The following is a 20258-nucleotide window of genomic DNA, read 5'->3' on the forward strand; positions in this document are numbered from 1 at the left end:
GGCCTTGGTTGCCTTTTTCAAGTTCAAGCCAATCGTGGCCTACCATGCTCGCCGGCTGGAACAAAAGGAGACCGGCCAGGCGCCGCTGAAGGCGGAAAAGATGCCGAAGGCCAACTTCTGGATGACCATGGGCTTCTTCATCACCTTGGGGGTGACCTGGCTGATGTACATGAACTGGGAGTCCAACCTGTCCGTCTACATGGTCAGCCTGGGGATTCCTTTCCACCTCTACTCAACCCTGTGGACGATCAACGCCAGCATCATCGTGGTTGTCCAGCTCATCCTGGCCCGCTTCCCGCGGATCTTCAAGAGCATCTACCAGCAGATCTATTTTGGGATTTTCATGTTTGCCGTGTCCTGGCTGACCTTGATTTTTGCCAAGACCTACCCGGGCTTTGTCTTGTCCATGTCGATCTTGACCTTGGGTGAATCAACGGCCTTTTCCGCTATCCCGGCCTATGTCAATGACATGTCGCCGTATTCCAGCAAGGGCAAGTACCAGGGGATGACCCTGGTGGCCAGCGGGGTCGGCCGGGCCTTTGGTCCGCTTTTCGGCGGGACCCTGATCGACCTCTTCGGCTACAAGACCATGTTCGTGGTCGCCAGCTGCGGCATCTTCCTGTGCCTTTTGGCTCTCTTGCCCTTGAGAGCCAAGCTGAAGGACCAGGTGCGGTTCTTCAAGTAGGATATTTTTAGCATTTTTGAAAAATAAGGCAGGTTTTGCCAACCAGCCTTATTTTTTTGCACTTTGATTGAACAGGGAAGCAGTTAATGTGTAAAATAAGAAGATAGTGAGAAAAGGAGGAAAAAACATGCTTAAAGTTTACGGGACAAAGATCTGTCCAGACTGCATCGCCTGTGAGGCCAGTTTTAAAAAGTATGGCATTGACTACGAATTTATCAATATTTTCGCCACCATGCCGGATTTCAAGGAATTTTTGCGCTTGCGGGATGCCAGTCCCGCCTTTGCTCACGCCAAAGAGCAGGGCAACGCGGGGATTCCGGCCTGCGTCAAGGAAGACGGGGAAATTTTTACTGACTGGGAAGGCTTCTTAAAGGACCAGGGCTTAGAGCCAATCTGGCCGGAAGCAGCCGACCAGGCCAAGGCAGAAATCAAGGCCCAGTGCGACCTGCGTCAGCACAACTGCTAGCTGAAAAACAAGGAGGAAAAAATATTGAACAATAAATTTGCCGTCCGCGGCGGCAGTGGCGACACGACCGTTGTTGACAAGACTGCCCGCCCGCAGGACAACCTGTATTTGGCCGTTAACTCTGACTACCTGGCCAAGCTGGAAATCCCGGCTGACCGGTCCCGGATGGGGAGCTTTGACCAAATCGCTGAAAACGTTGAAAAGAGCCTGATGGCTGACTTCGCGGCTTTTGCCAGCGGGGAAAAGGAAGTCCCGGCCGTGCCGAACCTGGCCAAGGCTGTTGAACTCTACAAGCTGGCCAAGGACTTTGACAAGCGGAACGCTGACGGGGCCAAGCCAATCCAGGCTGACTTAAAGAAGCTGGAAGGTCTGGAGGATTGGGCTGACCTGCAAGGCGCGGCAGCTGATTTGGCCAAGGAAGGCTTTGACCTGCCATTCTCCTTCTCCGTTGACGCGGACATGAAGAACACCAAGGTCAACACGGTCTACTTCGGCGGTCCCCACATCTTTTTGCCAGACACGACCACTTACGAAAGCCCGGACGCGGAAAAATTGCTGGGCGTTTTAAAAGAGCAATCCCTCAAGCTCTTCCAAATGGCCGGGGTCAGCGAAGAAAAAGCAAACGAATACGTGGACGGGGCCCTGGCTTACGACCAGCGCCTGGCCAAGGTGGTTAAGTCCAGCGAAGAATGGGCTGACTACCCGGCTATGTACAACCCGATTTCCCTGGCTGACTTCAAGAGCAAGTTTACCAGCTTTGACATGGGCCAGTTCTTGGAAGAGTTCCTGGGCGAAGAACCAGAAGTTTTGATCAACACTGAGCCCCGCTACCTGGACCAGGCGGAAGGTCTTTTAAACGAAGCAAGCTTCAGCGAAATCAAGGGCTGGATGCTGGTTAAGTTCATCAACGACGTGGCTTCATCCCTGTCCCAAGAATTCAGAGAAGCTGCCTTCCCATTCAGCCAGGCTTTGACCGGCCAGCCGCAACTGGCCAGCGGGATCAAGCAGGCTTACCGGATTGCCAACAGCACTTTCAGTGAAGTTGTCGGCGTCTACTACGGGCAGACCTACTTCGGGGCAGCTGCCAAGGAAGACGTTTTGGGCATGATCAAGCGGATGTTGAAGGTCTACGAGGACCGACTGGCCAAGAACGACTGGCTCTCCCAGGCGACTAAGGACAAGGCCATCACCAAGCTGCAGGCTTTGATCTTGAAGGTCGGCTATCCGGACAAGATTGAAGACATCTACAACCGCCTCCAGGTTACCCCGGCTTCAGCCGGCGGCAGCCTTTACAGCAACCTGCAGGCCGCCAGCCGGGAAAGCATCAAGTACAGCCTGGAGAAGCTCCACCAGCCGGTTGACCGGACCGTTTGGCTGATGCCAGGCAACTTGGTCAACGCCTGCTACGACCCGCAAAGAAACGACATCACCTTCCCAGCGGCTATCCTGCAGGCACCGTTCTACAGTGCTGACCAGAGCCGGGCAGCCAACTACGGCGGGATCGGGGCCGTGATTGCCCACGAAGTTTCCCACGCCTTCGACAACAACGGGGCCCAGTTCGACGAATTCGGCAACATGAAGAACTGGTGGACCGAAGCTGACTACAAGGAATTTGCTGACCGGACCAAGGCGGAAATCGCCCTTTTTGACGGGCTCAAGTTCGGCCCGACCACTCTTAACGGCAAGCAGATCGTGTCAGAAAACATCGCTGACCAGGGCGGCTTGACCGCGGCCATGACCGCCTGCAAGGAAGAAGGCCAGGGCCTGGAAGACTTCTACGCCAACTGGGCCAGAGTCTGGGCACAAAAGTCCCTGGAAGCAGCCATCAAGATGATCGTTTCAGTTGACGTGCACGCACCGGGCCCGCTGCGGGCAAATGTCCAGGCCCAGTGCCAGGACGAATTCTACGAGACCTTCGACGTCAAGCCAGGCGACGGGATGTATCTGGCTCCGGAAGACCGGGTCAAGATCTGGTAGTTTTTCATAAAATTTCATAAGCAACAAAAAAGCAGTCATTCCATCAATGACTGCTTTTCTGCTGCTGTGTGTTTGTCTAATATATGTGTGTGTAAAAGAGGAAAAGAAAAAGAAAAATTAATTCCTATAGGAGAAGCAATTTCTTGCTTCTGACTATGGTTATATAATAACGGCCCTTTGTAAAAAAGCTGTGATCAATCTGCTTTGCTTCAATGAAAAAAAGTTTGTAATTTTCTAGAGTATTTAAGACTTTCTAAAAGCAAAAACGGCAAGCTTTCGAGCCTTGCCGTTTCTTTATTTGCTTATTTACTTGTTCTTTTCTTTCTTCGTTTTGCCCGCGTTCTTGTTCAGCATGGTCTTGCTGTAGTCGACTGGGGCAACCCGCTTGATTCTTTCAGGCTCTTGCTTGCCCAGGATCAAAGGCACGCGTTCGATAACCGTGTCCGCGAATTCCAGGCCGAACCATTGAGCCGGGTTAGGCGACAGGTTCTGCAGCTGGACCCGGGCCTTGACCAGCCACTTCTTGTAAGAAGACAGGGTGGTCGAAGGTGAGATGACGTCGTTGACGATGACGAACTTGAAGTCGCCGACATCCCGGCCAGGAGTAGTCGTGTATTCCTGTGGCTGGGCCTCGATCGTGTTGTCCTTGATCAAGTCGTGGACGATCTGGCGCAGGTAGACGTTGACGCTGGTTTGCTTCTTGAAACCGAGGTAGAGCTGGATGTTGATCACGTTCTTGGTGCCAAAAGTGTTGACCGCGTATTCAGCGGTAAACGGCTCGTTGGTCACGTTGACCGTGACGAACCAGTAAGCCCGGGCCCGCTTAGGCCGCTTGTCCAGAATTGAGTAGAGGACTTCACGCTTGATGAACTTGTTGTACTTGACGTTGGCCATGTAAACCAAGTTGTCGGCGTAAGTCGGGTAGTTGTCGTCGTGGCTGAGGTCGGTCAGCATGTCCGTGTATTCATCCAAGCGGACATAGGCATTGCCGGCTTCGTTTTGGTCCCGGACCTTGTTGCCGAAGTACCAAACAACCATGACTGAAGCGATCAAGAGGGTGATCAAAAGTGATACGTAACCGCCGTGGGTGAACTTGCTCAGACTTGACCCCATGAAGAGGATGTTGATCGTGCTGAAGAAGATCACGAAGAGCAGGTTGGCCAGGTTGTGGCCCTGCTTGAGCACCAGCCATTCGTAAAGCAGGATAGTGGTCGTCAGCATGGAAATCGTGATTGACAGACCGTAGGCTGCTTCCATGTGGGCTGAGGTTCTGAAGAAGAGAACCAGGGCGATGGTAGTAATGCCCAGCATTCTGTTGATAGCCGGGATGTAGATCTGCCCTCTTTCATCAGATGGGTAGAGGATGTTCATCCGCGGCAGAAACTTCAGGTTGATTGATTCAGCCACCAGGGTGAAGGAACCCGTGATCAAGGCCTGGGAAGCGATGATCGCGGCCAGGGTGGCCAGAACGATTGAGGCCAGCCGGATGTTTTCCGGAATCATGGCGTAGAAGGGGTTGATTTCAGTGGCTGAGTGCATGTTGGTGTTGTTTAAGATCCAAACCCCTTGCCCGAAGTAGTTCAGGGAGAGGCAGACGAAAACAAATGGCCAGGAGCCAATGATGTTCCCCTTGCCGACGTGGCCAACGTCGGAGTAGAGGGCTTCAGCACCAGTAGTGGCCAGGAAGATGGACCCTAAGATCGCGAAGCCCGCCTTGTTGTAAGGACTAAAGAGCAATTTGATCGCGTAGTAAGGGTTCAAGGACTGGAGAATCCACCAGTTGCCGCCGATGTTGATCAAACCCATGGCGCCCAGGAAGGCGAACCAGATAAACATAACCGGGCCGAAAGCCTTCCCGATGATGCTGGTCCCCATCCGCTGGATGGAGAAAAGCACCAGCAAAATAACAATAGTAATGATTAAGACTGTGGTCTGGTTGCTGACCGGGACATTGCCCTTGCCAAATTCCAGGCCCTTCAGCCCTTCAATGGCGGTCGTAACCGTCACGGCAGGAGTCAGAGTCCCGTCGGCCAGGATGGCGGCCCCGCCGATCAAAGCCGGCCAGACCAGCCAGGCAGCCTTCTTTCTGATCAAGGCGTAGAGGGCGAAGATACCACCTTCGCCGTGGTTGGTCGCCTTCAAGGCAATAATCACGGTCTGCACCGTCGTGAGTACAGTCACGGTCCACAGGATCAAGGAAATGGTCCCGATGATCAAGTCGCGGCTGACCGTGTTGATACCGCCGTTGCCGGCGATTACGGATTTCATGACATAGAGGGGACTGGTCCCGATGTCGCCGTAAACAATCCCAATCGCGATCAAGAGGCCGGCGGCCGTCATGCGATTGCGTTTATTTTCTGCTTCCATAGCAATTAAATACTCCTCAAACTTTAAAAAAGCCTGTGATACACTAAAAAACAAATTTAAAGCTGTGCTTAAATTTAACAAGTAAAAAAAGAATGCCAGGAGACATTCTTTTTACTGTAATTTTCTTATATTTAGAGTAAAGTTTCAAGTCTTTTAGGACAAACTGCTTTCGATCGTCGCGCGAATGCCTTCGTACCAGTTGCTCCAGTCTTCGTAAGTGGTCATTGCTTCCGGGTCAACGCCGGTTTCTTCGCTCATCTTGTCGAGGATGGCTTGGAAATTGTGGGCGTGGTCGATCAGCACGTGCTTGACCAGGTTCTTGCGGGAGAATGGCTGGTTAAGCAGGAGGTAGTGGTTGATGTTGACCATGTTGTGGTCTTCGTCAAATTCACTGATGATTTCCAGGTCGTCGCGTTCGAAAGAAGAAACGTAGAAGTTGGCGAAGTTGACCAGGTAAGCCGGCTGGTCGGCAACTTCGCGTGCTGGCATGGTTACGCGTTCTGGTTCAGGCATCACGATCTTGAACATGTCTTCATTGCTGCGGTGTTTCTTTTCTTCTTCTGCCAAAGTTGTAGCTCCTTTTTAAATAAAAGTCCATAAAGTCAATAGTAATTTTAACGGCTTTAAGGCCAGAAAGCAAGCGCCAGGCCCCCATAAATCAAGACCTGGCGCTGAATTATTTCTTATTTGCCTGACTTCAGGTAGCCTTCGACGTCATCCTTGGTGATGGAGTCGATAGTGGTGTGGCCCTGCTGGTAGGCGTAGTTGAACAGGTTGATCAAGTCCTGCGGGCTCCAGCCGGCCGTGCTTTCGCCCAGGTTGTCCAGTTGGTTTCTGATCTGTTGGACGTCCCGGCTGGTCACGGTGCTGCCGCCGACCTTGTCGTTGTTGCTGGTCCCGGACCCTTCAGCTTGGTTGCTGGAAGAGCTGGATGAACTGGAAGCAGCAGAAGATGAGCTGGAACTGGATTCCTGGCTGCTGGACTTGCTGGAAGAGTCAGAAGAGCTGGATGAGCTTGAGCTTTCAGAACTGGAACTGGAGTCAGCCTGCTTGCTCTTGGCTTCCTTGAGCAGGTCCTTGACGTTAGACCGGACCTTGGCGTAGTAAGCCCCGTTGATGTAAGGCAGGTCTAAGATGCTGCTGTAGGTGGAAACGGCACTGTCGTAATCGCCGTCTTCCATGGCCTGGGCGGCCTTCTTTAAGAGCGGTTTGATTTCACTGTCGTAGTTGTCCTTGACGGCCTTAAGCTTCTTGACCAGCTTCTTGGCCTGGCTGGTCATGACGCTGTAGCCGCCATTTTGTTCCTGGGCCTTTTGGGCCAGGTTCAAGGCGCTGGCATACTTGACGGTCGTCTTGGCTAACTTGATGGAGTCGGCCAGGTTCTCCGCTTGGGCCTTGTAGTTTTTGGCTTGGGCAGTTGCCTTAGCCTGGTAGGCCTGGTCAAATTCATCAGCGGCCTGGCTGTATTTCTTGGCCTTTACGGCCTCTTTGCCGGCCTGCATGTGGCTGGAGTAGCTGGAACTTGCCGTCTGCTCCTGGCTCTGCTTTTGCTGGCTGGAGTAGAAGTAGACGCCAGCCCCGCCCAAGGCGAGCACGGCCACCACGATGATGGACCAGATAGTCGATTTTTTCATAAATAACCTCCTCGTTAATATCCTCAATTATACCAGAATCGCCCCTCCCTTTAGCCAGCTGGTCCAACTTGTAATTGTTCTTTAACAAAAAGTGGCCGACTTGAGCCTCCTAAAACGTTAGTATCAGTGCAGGCCCGAGGCGCCGGGGCCGGCCGGAGCGAAGCCCGCAGCTTCGCGGAAAGATTGGATTTTTTAACAGAAACAGGAGAGAAAAAATGAACTTTACTTTAGCTGATCAAAGCATTCAATACACCTTCAAGGCCGACAAGTACGACAAGGGACAGATGCAGCGCAGCCTGCAAAACGTCAAGAAAGATGCCAGCCCGGAAAGCCTGGTCAAGGTGGGCCAGGCCATCAGCAAGCTGCAGGGCGACGAACTGGCTGCCTTGACCCTGGTCCAAAAGCACAATTTGACCTTGGCCTAACTCTTTGACGCGGAAACTGACAGAAAAAGAATTTTTGAGTAAGAAACAGGAGAAAAAATCATGACTACGACTACCGAATTGCAATTAACCTTTAAGTCCAGTGCCGGCAAAAAGAAGAGCCTGAACCTGCCATACGCGGTCAAGGGCTTGAGCGCGGACGTGGTCCGGGAGGCCGCGGCAGCCATCGCCGGCGAGGGCGTGTTCGTCAAGGAAGGGGAGGTCCTTTATGCTCAGCCGCTGGCTGCAAACTATATTGAACGTACTGTTACGGGTGTGTTTGACGATAGTAATCATTAAGCAGATCTGGCCTCTTTAGCCGGCTGCAAAATTTGTACCCGAGAGGCGGCCTTGGCCGCCTCTTTTATTTTTCGTTTTTGCTTGTTTTCGTGTTTTTATTCACATAATACATGTTTTTTGTTCTTTGCTTTTTAAGGCAAAAGCTTTGGAAAAAGCGGTTTTTTCCTTTAAAAAATGTAATTGCTTAAGTAAATTGTTACTTTTGCTTTACAGAATATGCGTTCGATTGTAACTAGAGCGCTGAGCACATACAATAGAGGTTACGATTGAAATTATTAGGAGGAAATTAATGAAGAGAAGATTTTTGACTGGACTTGCTACCGCAGCGATGCTGACTTCCGTCGCCGTTCCAGTGACCAACAACATGTTTCTCTCAAATCAGGCAGTTCAGGCATCAGCCACCAGTGATGCCTTTTTAAGCAAGGTCAGCCTGCAGGCGCAGAAGACGTCCAAGAAGTACGGCGTCTACGCCTCTTTGATGCTGGCCCAGGCTGCTCTGGAATCCGGCTGGGGGACTTCAACTCTGTCCACTCAGGCCAACAACTTCTTTGGGATGAAGGCTGCTAACACCTGGACTGGGGCAACTTACAGCGTTAAGACGGCTGAACAGGACTCAAAGGGCAAGACTTATTACATCACGGCTGCCTTCAGAAAGTACAGCAGCTACCAGGCCTCTTTTGACGACTACGGCTTGAAGATGCGGACGACTTTGGGCAACGGGGGTCTGCGCTACAGCAAGACCTGGCTGGAAAATGCCTCAAGTGCTTCAGCTGCCGCTAAGGCCATCAAGGCTGCCGGCTACGCGACCGACAAGAATTACGCGACCAAGCTGATCAACCACATCGCGACCTACAACTTGACCAAGTATGACCCGGTTTACTCCGGCACTACTTATACGGCCAAGGTAGCCAAGTCCGGGGCAACCTACCTTTACCCAACTGACCACTCTGTTTCACCGAAGAAGTCTTACGTGACTGCCGGGCAAAGCGTAACGGTTACCAAGACCTACACTTACTACAATGGCAAGAAGCGGATGTACCTCAAGGGCCTGGGTTGGATCAACGGCGAAGACTTGAACACTGGCACTTCTCAAGCGCCAAGTGCGGACAATGCCGCTAGCGTTTCCGGGCAAATGAAGGTGTTGATGCACTCAGCTGCTGTCTACACTAGCACTGGGGAGAGAAGCACGGCCAAGTCTGTCAAGGCCGGCAAGAGCGTGACGACTTACGGGTCAGTCACGATCAACGGGGCTAAGTACTACCGGGTTAACTCAGCCAGCGCTGACCAGTTCATCAAGGCAAGCAACTTTGACGGCGCAAGCCGCAAGCTCAAGCACAACGCCTACATCTACAACAACGCGGGCAAGCGGGTTGGCAAGACCAAGTGGCTCAAGGGCAGCACCCACACCGTCTATGGCGGCAGCGTGAAGATCAAGGGCAAGCAGTACTACATTGTTGGCCTGAACCAGTATGTCAAGAAGGGCAACTTTTAAGGAGACGGGGAAGAAAACTGAATGAGATTTAGAAGATTTTTTGCCGCGGCGGCGGCAACCGCGGCTTTCGGCCTGGCCTTTACTTTTGGCCAAGGGCAGGCAGCCCAAGCTTCAATCAACAGTGATGCCAAGAAGACGACTTACAGCGGCACCAAGTCACTGGAAACCTTGCTCAAGGCAGCAGGCTTGTCTTACAACCAGTTCAACAGCGTGGCCAACGGCAAGAAATATGGCAGCCGCTTTGGCTACCGGAACGGGGTCGGCAAAGCAGAAGGGATCGTTGTTCACGAAACAGCGACTCCAGGGGCTACGGCCTGGGATGAAGGGCGCTACTTCAACAACAACTGGACCAGTGTCTACTCTTACGTCCACGCTGTGGTTGACAACAGCCAGACCATCCAGCTGATGTCGACCGACTATGGTACCTGGGGGGCAGGCCCAATCGCCAACGTCCGCTACATCCAGATCGAGCTCTGTGAAGTCTCAAGCCGGTCCCAGTTCGTGCAGAGCGTGGCCAACGATGCTTACTACATCGCCACTCTTTTGCACCAATACAACTTGACTCCATCCCGGGCAAGCAAGGACGGGTCAGGCACCATTTGGTCCCACAACGAAGTTTCCCAGTACCTGGGCGGGACCGACCACGGGGACCCGGACAGCTACTTTGCTAAATGGGGCTACTCCATGAGCGACTTCTACAGTTTGATCACTTACTACTACAACAAGCTGGGAACCAGCAGCAACACTAGCAATAATACAAACAACAGTGGCTCAAGCAGCTCAAGCCAAGCACCAGCTACCCAGCCGGTATCAACCAAGACGGTCAAGTTGATGCGCAACTCCTACAGCTATGACGCTTCTGGCAAGAAATTGTCAATCGCGGCGCTGAAGGCTGGCTCTTCTTTGAAGGTTTATGGTTCAGCCGTAACGATTGGCAACGCCAAGTACTACAAGTACGCAGATGGCAAGTATGTCAAGGCCGGCAACATTGACGGGACTAGCCGGACTTTGACGGCCAATGCTTGGACTTACACCAGCACTGGCAGCCGGGAGACATCAACGGCCAAGCTGCTTAAGGGGACCAAGGTGACGACTTACGGCGGCCAGGTCAAGATCAAGGGCAAGGCCTACTACATGACTGGCTTTACCAGCAAGAACGTGGCTAAGTACGTTAAGGCAAGCAATTTCCAAGCCAAGCCAGTGGAAACTACCACGACCAAGCGCTTGATGCGGAACTCCTACAGCTACGATGCTTCTGGTAAAAAGTTGTCAAACGCCAAGCTGACCGCGGGTACTTACCTTAAGGTCTACGGTTCAGCTGTAACGATCGGCAATGCCAAGTACTACAAGTACGGTACTAACAAGTACGTGAAGGCTGGCAACATCGACGGGACAAGCCGGACTTTGACCCACAACGCTTACGTGTACACGGTCAAGGGAGCCCGGAACTGGAATGAAGCCAAGCGCCTTAAAGGCACGGCCGTCGTAACTTACGGCAGCCGGGTCAAGCTTGGCGGCAAATACTACTACATGGTCGGCTTTTCCGGCCAAACCGCCCTTTACCTCAAGGCCGGCAACTTTTAATTGAATACAGGGAACGGATTCAGGTTTAGCCTGGGTCCGTTTTTCTTTCTTAATCTGGCGATTATTGTATAATTAGAAAAACTGTAATTAGTGAGGAGATACTTTTTTAGCATGGAAGGACTATCACTGTTTTTAACGGTCTTCTTGGCCCTGGTGATTCCGATCGTCATGGCCCGCCTGCGGGTGACCACGGTGCCGACTGCCGTGGCCGAGATTATTGTCGGGATCCTAATGGGCAAGAGCTGCCTAAACCTGATCACCCAGACTTCTCAGTTGACTTTTTTGTCCAACCTGGGGGTCATCGTCTTGATGTTTTTGTCAGGGATGGAAATCGATTTTGACTTGCTCAGCCCGAAAAAGCACACCCGGGCCCGGAAGTCAGAGAGCGGCAAGCAGGTCAAGCCCATGGTTGTGGCTGCCGTCGCCTTTGGCGGGATAGCGGTGGCCTCAGTTTTGCTGGCTTTGGGGATGAAGGTCCTGGGCCTCTTTAACGATGTGGCCCTGGCTTCGATCATCTTTATGACCGTGGCCTTGGGCGTGGTCATCGCTACTTTAAAGGAAAAAGAAATCCTGGGCCGGCCGATCGGGCAGACGATTTTGCTGACGGCGGTCATGGGAGAAGTTATTCCCCTGCTTTTATTGACTATCTATTCTTCCGTTAACGGCGGGGATGCCGGTAAGCTCTGGCTGATCATCCTCTTGTTTGTGGCCGCGATTATCCTTTTGCGGCGCTTCAAGCGGCCTTACCTGTGGTTTGCCAAGATCACCAAGGCCACGACCCAGCTGGACGTCCGCCTGGCCTTCTTCTTGATTTTTGCTCTGGTGACGGTGGCGGAACAGGTTGGGGCGGAAAACATCCTGGGGGCCTTCTTGGCTGGGATGGTCATGAAGCTGCTGGAGCCAACCCAAGCCACCAAGGACAAGCTGACTTCCATCGGCTACGGCTTCTTTATCCCGATCTTCTTCATCCGGACCGGGGTCAACCTCAACTTGAAGCTGCTCTTTGCCAACCCGCAAGCCCTGATGTTGCTGCCGGTTTTGGTCATCTGCTTCTTCTTAGCCAAGCTGCCGGTTACCTTGACCTACATGCGGGCTTTTAACAAGCGGAATGCTTTTGCCGGGGGCTTCCTGACGGCAACGACGATTACGATCGTTCTGCCAACCCTGCAGGTAGCTCGGAAGTTGAACGCAATTACGGCTACCCAGTCCAGTGCCTTCATCTTGGCGGCGGTCATCGTCTGCATCGCCTGTCCAATCGTCTTCAATTCAACTTTTGCCTTGACGCCAGAAGACAAGATCAAGGAAAAAGTCGTGATCTTCGGCCTCAATGCCGTAACGATGACGGTCTACCAGGACCTGCACGACTCCTGGTACTCAGTCCAGGTCTTGACCTGCCGGAAGGAAAAATACGACACCTACAAGAGCAAGGTCAAGAATCTGAAGCTGCTGCCGGATAAAAAACTGGATACTTTGGAAGAAGCCGGGGCCTTTGATACTGACATCTTCGTGGCCACCTTCACTGATGACCAGGCCAATTTGGAGGTCGGCCGGGCAGCTAAAAAGGCCGGGGTCAAACGGGTCATCGTCAGCCAGAGCCAGGTCGTGGCCGACACGGTCGACCAGCTCAGAGAGGAAGGCATCGAGCTTTTTGCCTTCAACAACTTGCATGGGGCCATGCTCCGGGCCTTGATCGAATCGCCGGCCGTCTACCGGATCATCACGGACACCAACAATGCCCTCTACGACGTGGTGGTCAGAAATTCAGCCTACACCGGCCGCCAGCTGATGGACTGGGACTTCGTCGACCAGATCACCGTTTCCCGGATCCGGCGGGGGGACAAGTGGATTTCCCCGCACGGGTCAACCGTGATCGAGCCGGGCGACGAACTGATCTACAGCGGTCCTTGGCGGGAAGCTGACCGGATCCACCAGCTTTTGAGCCGGGAATAGAAAAAAGATGATATGCCAAAAAATCGCTCTGCCAAACGGCAAAGCGATTTTTCTTGTTTAGTGCTCTAGTTCTTTATTTTTTTCTGTTTTTGCTTTTTTGCTTAAGGCAGGCAGTCCCTGGCGGCTTCCAGGACGGCGATGACCTGCAAGCTGTGGGCGAAGGCCCGGTCAGCGGCGGTCTTGTCTTTTTGGTCAAAGATCCGGATGAATTCGGTAAATTCCGGGATCATCCGGTGCAGGTCTTGGTCAAAGTCCTTGTCAGTCTGCCCGCCTGCTGTTTCCAGCCGGTAGCTTCTGAGGTCACCTGGGCTGCCGCTAAAGCTGATGGCCCCTTTTTCCCCGGCAATCATTGACGGATTGTGGGCAAAAGCCTGGGAGTCCTTGGCCGCGGTCAAGCTGGCCTGCTTGTCGTCGTAGCCCAGGACCAAAACGCCAGAAGTGTCGACGCCTTTTTGCAGGTTAGGGAAGTAATGGACATCCAAAGGCGCCCCGAAAAGGCTGACGGCTAAGTGGATATTGTAGACGTTCAAGTCCAAAAGGGCCCCGCCGCCCAGGCGCGGATTGAAGGCCGGAGCTATGTCGCCGGCTAAGAAGCGGTCGTAGCGGGAAGAATACTGGGTGTAGTTGAGGCTGACTACGTGAACCGGGCCTAAAAGCTGTAAGTCGCCTGCCAAAGACTTAAAGGCTGGCAGGTAGCGGTTGGTGATGGCCTCAGTGATAAGGCAGCCTTTTTGGTCGGCTAATTGCTTGAGCTCCAAGGCTTCTTCAGTAGTGAAGACAAAGGGCTTTTCACAGATCACGTTTTTGCCGGCTTCCAGGGAATCCAGGCACATCTGATAGTGCATGGAAGAAGGAGTAGCCACGTAAACCGTGTCGACCTGGTCGTCTTTGAGCATGGCCAGGTAGTCGTCGTAGACCCGGCTGATGCCGTATTGCTCAGCCAAGGCCTGGCCGGTGGCTAGCGACCGCTTGGTCGTAGCGATAGCGGCTAAACTTAAGCCGGGCAGGGGAAGGGCAGTGAGGAAATCTTTGACGATCTTGCCGCTGCCAATGATTCCGAGTTGCATTTTTTGCCTCCTTATTTATTCAGCTTGCTGACATCAACGGAATTCTTGCTGACCGTCTTGGGAATGGCCAGCTTCTTTTGCTGGTTGACCTTGAGCATGGACAGCTTGGTTGAGCTGGTCTGCCCCTTGACCTTGTATTTGGCGTAAATCGCCAGGCCGGTCAGCTGCTTTTTCTGATTGAGATCGATGGTCATTTTAATCTGCTGGAGCTTGGCCTTGGCCATCTGGCTGTCGTTTGACAGGCTGGCCAGGCCGTTAGTTTCCGTGATCTCTTTCCATAAGCGCTGGCTCTTGCCCGTGTAGCTGAGCCGCCAGCCGCTTTTGGCCTGGCTGACGGTGAAGAGCTTGGCACTCTTTTGGCTGAGGGTCAGGGTGTCCATGTCCTTGACCACTTGCTGGAAGTGGGAGATGGTCGTGAACTGGCTGAGCTTGGCCTTGTACCAAGCAGCCTGCTGGCCTTTATAGAACTTGACGTAGGCATAGCGCTGGCCTACCCACATCTTGACATTCTGGTCCCCGCTCTGGGTCAAGTCGGTCTGCATGACGAAAGGAGACCGCTGGTAATTGATCTGGCCGTAGAAACGGACCGGCTTGGCGTTCTCGTAATAGCGCTCGTCGACCTTCAGCTGGAAATTGCTGATCTTGCTCTGCTGGGCCTTTTTGATCAGGCTCTGGGGGCTGGGTTTGGAGCAGGCAGCTAGAAAAATGCTGACCAGGGTCAGGAGGGCGAGCAGGTGAAATTTCTTTTTCTTTGACGGCATAGTATGAATCACATCCTTATTCTTCAATTCTAACAAATCACTGATTAATTGTTAGCGATTGCACTCAGAAAAAGTGCTTTTTTTGCCTTTAGGACTTTGAAAAGGCCGCGAGAGGCCGTATAATAATTAGTGAAACGTTTAATTTGCTAAAGGAGATTTTTTAATGTCTAAATTAGTTTTAATCCGTCACGGTCAAAGTGAATGGAACCTTTCAAACCAATTTACTGGCTGGGTTGACGTTAACTTGTCAGACAAGGGTGTTGAAGAAGCCAAGAAGGCTGGTCGTTTGATCAAGGAAGCCGGCTTGGAATTTGACCAAGCTTACACTTCAGTTTTGACCCGTGCGATCAAGACTTTGCACTTCGCTTTGGAAGAAAGCGGCCAACTCTGGGTTCCAGAAACTAAGACCTGGAGACTGAACGAACGTCACTACGGCGCTTTGCAAGGCTTGAACAAGGCTGAAACTGCTGAAAAGTACGGCGACGAACAAGTTCACATTTGGCGTCGTTCATACGACGTTTTGCCACCAGTTTTGGCTGACGACTCAGAATTCAGCCAAGCTAACGACCGTCGTTACGCAAACTTGGACCCACACATCGTTCCTAAGGCAGAAAACCTGAAGGTTACTCTGGACAGAGTTATGCCATTCTGGGAAGACCACATTGCTCCAGACCTGCTGGCTGGCAAGAACGTGATCATCGCTGCCCACGGCAACTCACTGCGTGCCTTGACTAAGTACATCGAAAACATCTCTGACGAAGACATCATGGATGTTGAAATGAAGACTGGTGAACCAGTTGTTTACACTTTCGACGACAAGTTGAACGTTGTAAGCAAGGAAAAGCTGGACTAAGTCCTCTTTCCTTAATTAAAGCGAAGCTCCGGCTTCGCTTTTTTTGTTGAACTGATTAAGGATTGACAGATGACTTGCTAAGATGATAGCTTAGATAGGAAAGTTGTGCACAGGGATACTTACCGGAAAATATCGTAAGCCTGCTCTACTGAAAATGCCGGCTGATTTTTTACAATTTCAATAAGAAAAAACAGCAGGCAAAAGTTGGCGGGGCTTTTTTGCTATAATACAGACTAATGTGATTTTTTAAGTGGGTATCAACTATATGAAGAAAGAAGACAAACGGGCCTTGCCCGAAACTCGGCAACATGCCAGAAAGCGCAAGCAAAAGACGGTCCGCAACTGGATCATCGGCGTTTTGGCGGTCGTTTGCGCGATTGCTGCCGGAGTGGGCTTGTACGCGGCACATCTGTACAAAACGGCTGAGCAGGCGGCCAACAAGGCTTATGACTCGGAAAACGCCGTCAAGACGACTTATGGCGAATTCAACGGCAAGAAGCCTTTTGCCGTCATGCTCTTAGGGACCGACACCGGGGCTTTGAACAGAACTGAAAAGCGCGGAAATACGGACACGATCATCGTTGTCGTAGTCAACCCTAAGAAGAAGAACTACACGATGGTCTCGATCCCGCGGGATACTATGGCTGACATGGTTGGCGATGATTCCAATGACGTGCAGAAGATCAACGCGGCTTACTCGATTGGCGGGGCTAAGATGGCCATGAAGACTGTCTCTAACCTCTTGAACATTCCGGTTAAGTACTACGCCTTGGTCAACATGGGCGGGCTGATGAAGCTGGTTGATTATGTTGGCGGGATTTACGTGACGCCGCCATTGTCATTTACTTACAATACAATAGTCTTCAAAAAGGGAGTCCGCCAGCACTTAAACGGGCAGGCCGCTCTGGCCTACAGCCGGATGCGCTATGATGACCCGCAAGGCGACTACGGCCGGCAGAAGCGGCAAAGAGAAGTCATCACCAAGCTGGTCCAGAAATTGGCCACGGCAGATTCACTGACGAACTTCAGCAAGATCGCCAATAACCTGTCGACCAACGTGAAGACTAACTTGAGCTTCCAGGCTTTGAAGTCAATCCTGGCTAACTACTCAGACTGTACTTCTTCCAGTGACAGCGACTACCTGCATGGCTATAGTGCTTATGTTGGCGACGCGGCCTACCAGATCGCGTCAACCAGTGAACTGCAGCGGATTTCCAACAAGATTAGAAAATTGCTGGGCCTCAAGACGGCTACTGTTTCCAACCGGGAAACTGAGCTGAATACCTTGAACGAGGCCAGCGGCTTCAAGTTTGGCAGCGGCGAGACCCAGAATTATACGATCTATGATCCCGGCACGACGACTGACAGCGTCAAGAGCGGCAAGACCAGCTCCAAGTCCAGCAGCCAGACTTCCAGCAGTAATACTGCTTACAGCACAAATTCCAGCACGAACTACGATACGACTTATAGTTACAGTTATAACTACAATACCAATCCGTTTTCAGGGGGCTATTAAAGGTGCTTAACAAATTTTTGGCAGTAGTCATTGGCTATTTGTTTGGCAACTTCATCAGTGCCATGTTCGTGGGCAAGTATTACTTGCACAAGGATCCGACCAAGTACGGGTCGGGCAACCCAGGTACGGCCAATATGGGGGCGGTTTTTGGCAAGAAGGCGGGGATTTTGACCTGCATCGGCGACCTGCTTAAAACCCTGCTGGCCATTGGCCTGGTCTATGCCATCTACCATCAGCACCTGCTGACAGCCTACACGGGCTTAGGCGTGGTTTTAGGCCACTGTTTCCCGGTCTTCAACCACTTTAAGGGGGGCAAGGCGGTGGCAGTCATGGCCATGACTACGGTTCTCTACGACTGGCGGGCCGGTCTTATCACCTTGCTGGTGGCCTTGGTTTTGACCTGCATCATGCAGAATCTGACTATCCCGCCGCTGGTTTTCATGCTGTCTTTCAGCATTTATGAAATAACCAAGTCGCTGGAAGCTGGCGTGATCTTCTTGATTATCACGGGGATCATGGCCTTCAAGTTCCGCTACGATATCCGGGACTTTTTCACAGGTCATGGCAAACGGGTCGATATTTTGTATACGATCAAGAAGAAATTGGGAATTTTGAAATAATTTCTTGGCCTTTTTTTAAAAAAAGCTGGGTATAATGGATAATGAATTTGCAAAAGAAAGAGAATTATTCCGATATCGATGAGTGAACAAACACAATCCAGAAAAACTCATAATCTGCTGAAGTACGGCTTTCTCGTACTGGCGGCTCTGGTGCTTTTGCTGCAGATGTTTAATTTCAAAACCAGCATGCTGAAAAGCTCAATTACCTATCTGCGCCACCTGCCGCTAATCGTGGAAAGCGTGACCTATTGGTTTATTCCAATGGTCTTCGGGGCAGTTTACAGCAAGCGCAAGCTGCGTTTTAACCAAGGCTTTAAGGCCTGGGCCATTATGGAAGTGACCCTCCTGGTCTACTACCTTGTCTTCTTCATCTCCAAGCCATGGCACTTAAATGCCTGGCGTTTCTGGGGCATCCTTTTCCCGATTTTGACCTCGACTTCCGTTTTGATGACGGGCCTGGTTTTCAGTTTGCTGGTGCAGCCGGTCATCTATGACTGGCAGGAGAAGTTCAGCAAGAAGCAGAGTTTGATCATTTTGATCGCCTTGACTTTGCTGGGCTTTACCCTGTCGGCTGGGACTTTCGAGATGAATTACTCCATCTATGGTCTCTACCTGGCCCTGCCATTTGCCTGGGGGATGTTCTTAGGGAAGGTTGACTTCTCTGTCAAGCAAACGGTCATCTTTATTGTGGCCGGCATTCTCTCCTTGGGGATGGTAATTGTCGGGGTAGCCGGCTTTAACGCCGTTTATTGGTCACAGATCATGTCTTGGCGGGCCAACCCGTCATCATGGAACTACCAGTTCCTGATCAACGTGACCTCACCATTCATCTTCATCATTGCCTTGGCGGCCTTTGCTTTTGCCCGGCCGGCGATCAAGGCTTTGGAAGAAAGGGACCTGGACTTCCTGGTTCCGCTGATCGTCTTCATGCAGGTACCAGACGCCAACTCCTTCATGTCGTCCTTTAAATACGGTACCGGCAGCCGGCAATTGAACCGGATGATCACGATTTTGATCATGCTGGCCATCGCCATTGTCTGGCACTGGCTGATTGAGCGCTACTTGTGGCGCTTCAAGCCGGTTAAGCGGGCTAACCGTTTCTTGTACGAAAGCAAGAGCTTCGGGGCAGCGGCTGAAGGGGCCTTTAACCGCCTGTGGGGCTGGATGAAGTACCACCGGACCAACCTTTTGACTTGGACCTTCTTCTTTATCCTGTCCTTTGCCTCCTTCTTGATCGAATCCGACAACATGCGGATCCAGATCACGACTGCTTCCAACGTTAACGCCGTAGTCTGGCTGGTTGGGACCAAGCTTGGGGCCTTGATTTTGACGACGATCTTTATCGACGCCTTCTTCACGATCCTTTACTTCGTCACGACCAGATACTGGGTTTCACTTATTACGACTTCCACGGTCGTTATCGGCTGGGCGGTTGCCAACAAGATCAAGCTTGACCTCCGGGGCGAGCCGATCTACCCGAGTGAACTGTCTGAAGTAACCAACGCTGACAGTCTGTTGAGCATGATCGGGGGACAGAAGACCTTGATCATGATCCTGCTGGCTTTAGCTGCTGTTATTGCCTTGATGGTCTTCTGTGAGATCAAGTTCAAGGTCAAGAAGCGCGGCAATTGGAAGCGGCGGGGGATGTGGGCCCTGGCCAGCCTGGCCCTCTTCATGACGCCAATGTGGTTCAACCACCAGGGGTCAGCCATCTACCGCTTGAACCGGGCTTTTGACAACAAGCAGTCCTTCCGGAACCCGGAAAGAGACATCCAGGTCAATGGGCCGATCTTGAACTTCCTCAACTACATCGACCTGCAGATCATGGACAAGCCAAGCAACTACTCCAAGAGCCAGATTCAAAAGCTCTATGAGAAGTACCAAAAGGTGGCTGACCAGATCAACAAGACCCGGACCAACGACCTGTCCAAGCAGACCGTCATCTTTAACTTGAGTGAAAGTTTTATCGATCCGACTACTTTCCCGACGATCAAGTTCGCCAAGGGGACCAAGGACCCGATTCCTTACATTCACTCATTGCAGAAGACTACCACTTACGGCAGCATGCTGAGTGCCGGCTACGGCGGTGGTACGGCCAACATGGAATGGGAATCACTGACTGGCTTCAACATGGGGGCCTTCAGCACTACTTTGACGCCTTATGTTCAAGTCGTTCCGCAATACCAGTACTACCCGACTATTGGGGCTAACTTCAACTACTCTTCAGCAGTTCACCCGTTCATCGGGACTTACTACTCAAGAATTGAAGACTACAAGCGTTTCAAGTTCAACAAGTTCGTTTACTTGGGTTCCAAGTACAAGATCGTGGACCAAAAGAAGCTGGGGACCAGTTCCTACAACTCTGACTTCACGACTTACGCCAACGGCTTGCGGCAGATCAACTCCCGCAATGGCGGCCAGTTCATCAACCTGATTTCAATTCAGAACCACATGCCGTACAACAACTGGTACCCGAAGAACTACTATGCCGGCAAGATTTCCGGTGATCTTTTTGACGACGGCAGTATCAGAACGCAAGCGGCAACCTACATTATGGGGACCCA

17 protein-coding genes are annotated in these 20258 nt (G+C 51.9%); 12 read left to right on the forward strand and 5 right to left on the reverse strand.

The window, feature by feature from the left end:
• The 3 genes from ACI32D_RS09140 to ACI32D_RS09150 form a co-directional block, all read left to right on the forward strand.
• Positions 1-685: MFS transporter (locus ACI32D_RS09140; protein ID WP_439776260.1), on the forward strand; the 685-nt coding region annotated here is incomplete at its 5' end.
• A gap of 127 nt (positions 686-812) precedes the next feature.
• Entirely contained in the window at positions 813-1151 is a 339-nt protein-coding gene (locus tag ACI32D_RS09145; protein ID WP_439776261.1) for a glutaredoxin, read from the forward strand.
• Between the two features lie 24 nt (positions 1152-1175).
• Positions 1176-3128: a M13 family metallopeptidase gene (locus tag ACI32D_RS09150; protein ID WP_439776262.1), complete on the forward strand. Its 1953-nt coding sequence runs from the start codon at positions 1176-1178 to the stop codon at positions 3126-3128.
• Between the two features lie 306 nt (positions 3129-3434).
• Here ACI32D_RS09150 and ACI32D_RS09155 read toward each other — a convergent pair whose 3' ends face one another.
• The 3 genes from ACI32D_RS09155 to ACI32D_RS09165 form a co-directional block, all read right to left on the reverse strand.
• Positions 3435-5495, reverse strand: a complete 2061-nt coding sequence (locus ACI32D_RS09155; protein WP_439776263.1) for a KUP/HAK/KT family potassium transporter — start codon at positions 5493-5495, stop codon at positions 3435-3437.
• A gap of 153 nt (positions 5496-5648) precedes the next feature.
• Positions 5649-6062, reverse strand: a complete 414-nt coding sequence (locus tag ACI32D_RS09160) for a hypothetical protein (RefSeq protein WP_439776264.1) — start codon at positions 6060-6062, stop codon at positions 5649-5651.
• Positions 6063-6178: 116 nt separating this feature from the next.
• A complete protein-coding gene (locus ACI32D_RS09165; RefSeq protein ID WP_439776265.1) occupies positions 6179-7129 on the reverse strand; it encodes a hypothetical protein in 951 nt (316 codons plus the stop codon).
• Positions 7130-7344: 215 nt separating this feature from the next.
• Between ACI32D_RS09165 and ACI32D_RS09170 the strand changes: the two genes are divergently transcribed.
• From ACI32D_RS09170 to ACI32D_RS09190, 5 genes are all read left to right on the forward strand, one after another.
• Positions 7345-7554, forward strand: a complete 210-nt coding sequence (locus tag ACI32D_RS09170) for a DUF1659 domain-containing protein (RefSeq protein WP_439776266.1) — start codon at positions 7345-7347, stop codon at positions 7552-7554.
• A gap of 60 nt (positions 7555-7614) precedes the next feature.
• Positions 7615-7851, forward strand: coding sequence for a DUF2922 domain-containing protein (locus ACI32D_RS09175; protein WP_439776267.1), 237 nt, complete (start codon positions 7615-7617; stop codon positions 7849-7851).
• A 289-nt stretch (positions 7852-8140) separates the two neighbouring features.
• Positions 8141-9343, forward strand: coding sequence for an SLAP domain-containing protein (locus tag ACI32D_RS09180; protein WP_439776268.1), 1203 nt, complete (start codon positions 8141-8143; stop codon positions 9341-9343).
• Positions 9344-9364: 21 nt separating this feature from the next.
• Positions 9365-10927, forward strand: a complete 1563-nt coding sequence (locus tag ACI32D_RS09185; protein ID WP_439776269.1) for an SLAP domain-containing protein — start codon at positions 9365-9367, stop codon at positions 10925-10927.
• A 111-nt stretch (positions 10928-11038) separates the two neighbouring features.
• Entirely contained in the window at positions 11039-12877 is a 1839-nt protein-coding gene (locus ACI32D_RS09190; protein ID WP_439776270.1) for a monovalent cation:proton antiporter family protein, read from the forward strand.
• Positions 12878-12978: 101 nt separating this feature from the next.
• Here the strand turns inward: ACI32D_RS09190 and ACI32D_RS09195 are convergent, their stop codons facing one another.
• Together ACI32D_RS09195 and ACI32D_RS09200 are read right to left on the reverse strand one after the other, a co-directional pair.
• Entirely contained in the window at positions 12979-13944 is a 966-nt protein-coding gene (locus ACI32D_RS09195) for a Gfo/Idh/MocA family protein (RefSeq protein WP_439776271.1), read from the reverse strand.
• Positions 13945-13955: 11 nt separating this feature from the next.
• Entirely contained in the window at positions 13956-14705 is a 750-nt protein-coding gene (locus ACI32D_RS09200; RefSeq protein WP_439776272.1) for a hypothetical protein, read from the reverse strand.
• Positions 14706-14868: 163 nt separating this feature from the next.
• Here ACI32D_RS09200 and ACI32D_RS09205 point away from each other — a divergent pair, with 163 nt between their 5' ends.
• The 4 genes from ACI32D_RS09205 to ACI32D_RS09220 form a co-directional block, all read left to right on the forward strand.
• Positions 14869-15558, forward strand: coding sequence for a 2,3-diphosphoglycerate-dependent phosphoglycerate mutase (locus ACI32D_RS09205; RefSeq protein ID WP_008461910.1), 690 nt, complete (start codon positions 14869-14871; stop codon positions 15556-15558).
• A 265-nt stretch (positions 15559-15823) separates the two neighbouring features.
• Positions 15824-17074, forward strand: coding sequence for an LCP family glycopolymer transferase (locus ACI32D_RS09210; protein WP_439776273.1), 1251 nt, complete (start codon positions 15824-15826; stop codon positions 17072-17074).
• Positions 17075-17076: 2 nt separating this feature from the next.
• The gene (locus tag ACI32D_RS09215; protein WP_439776274.1) at positions 17077-17694 is read left to right on the forward strand and encodes a glycerol-3-phosphate acyltransferase; all 618 of its coding nucleotides are present in this window, start codon (positions 17077-17079) and stop codon (positions 17692-17694) included.
• Positions 17695-17772: 78 nt separating this feature from the next.
• Positions 17773-20258, forward strand: a 2486-nt coding sequence (locus ACI32D_RS09220; RefSeq protein ID WP_439776275.1) for an LTA synthase family protein, incomplete at its 3' end; no start/stop codon positions are given.

Origin of the sequence: Lactobacillus sp., assembly GCF_051873315.1 — a bacterium.
In the GTDB taxonomy this organism is placed as follows: Bacteria; Bacillota; Bacilli; order Lactobacillales; family Lactobacillaceae; genus Lactobacillus.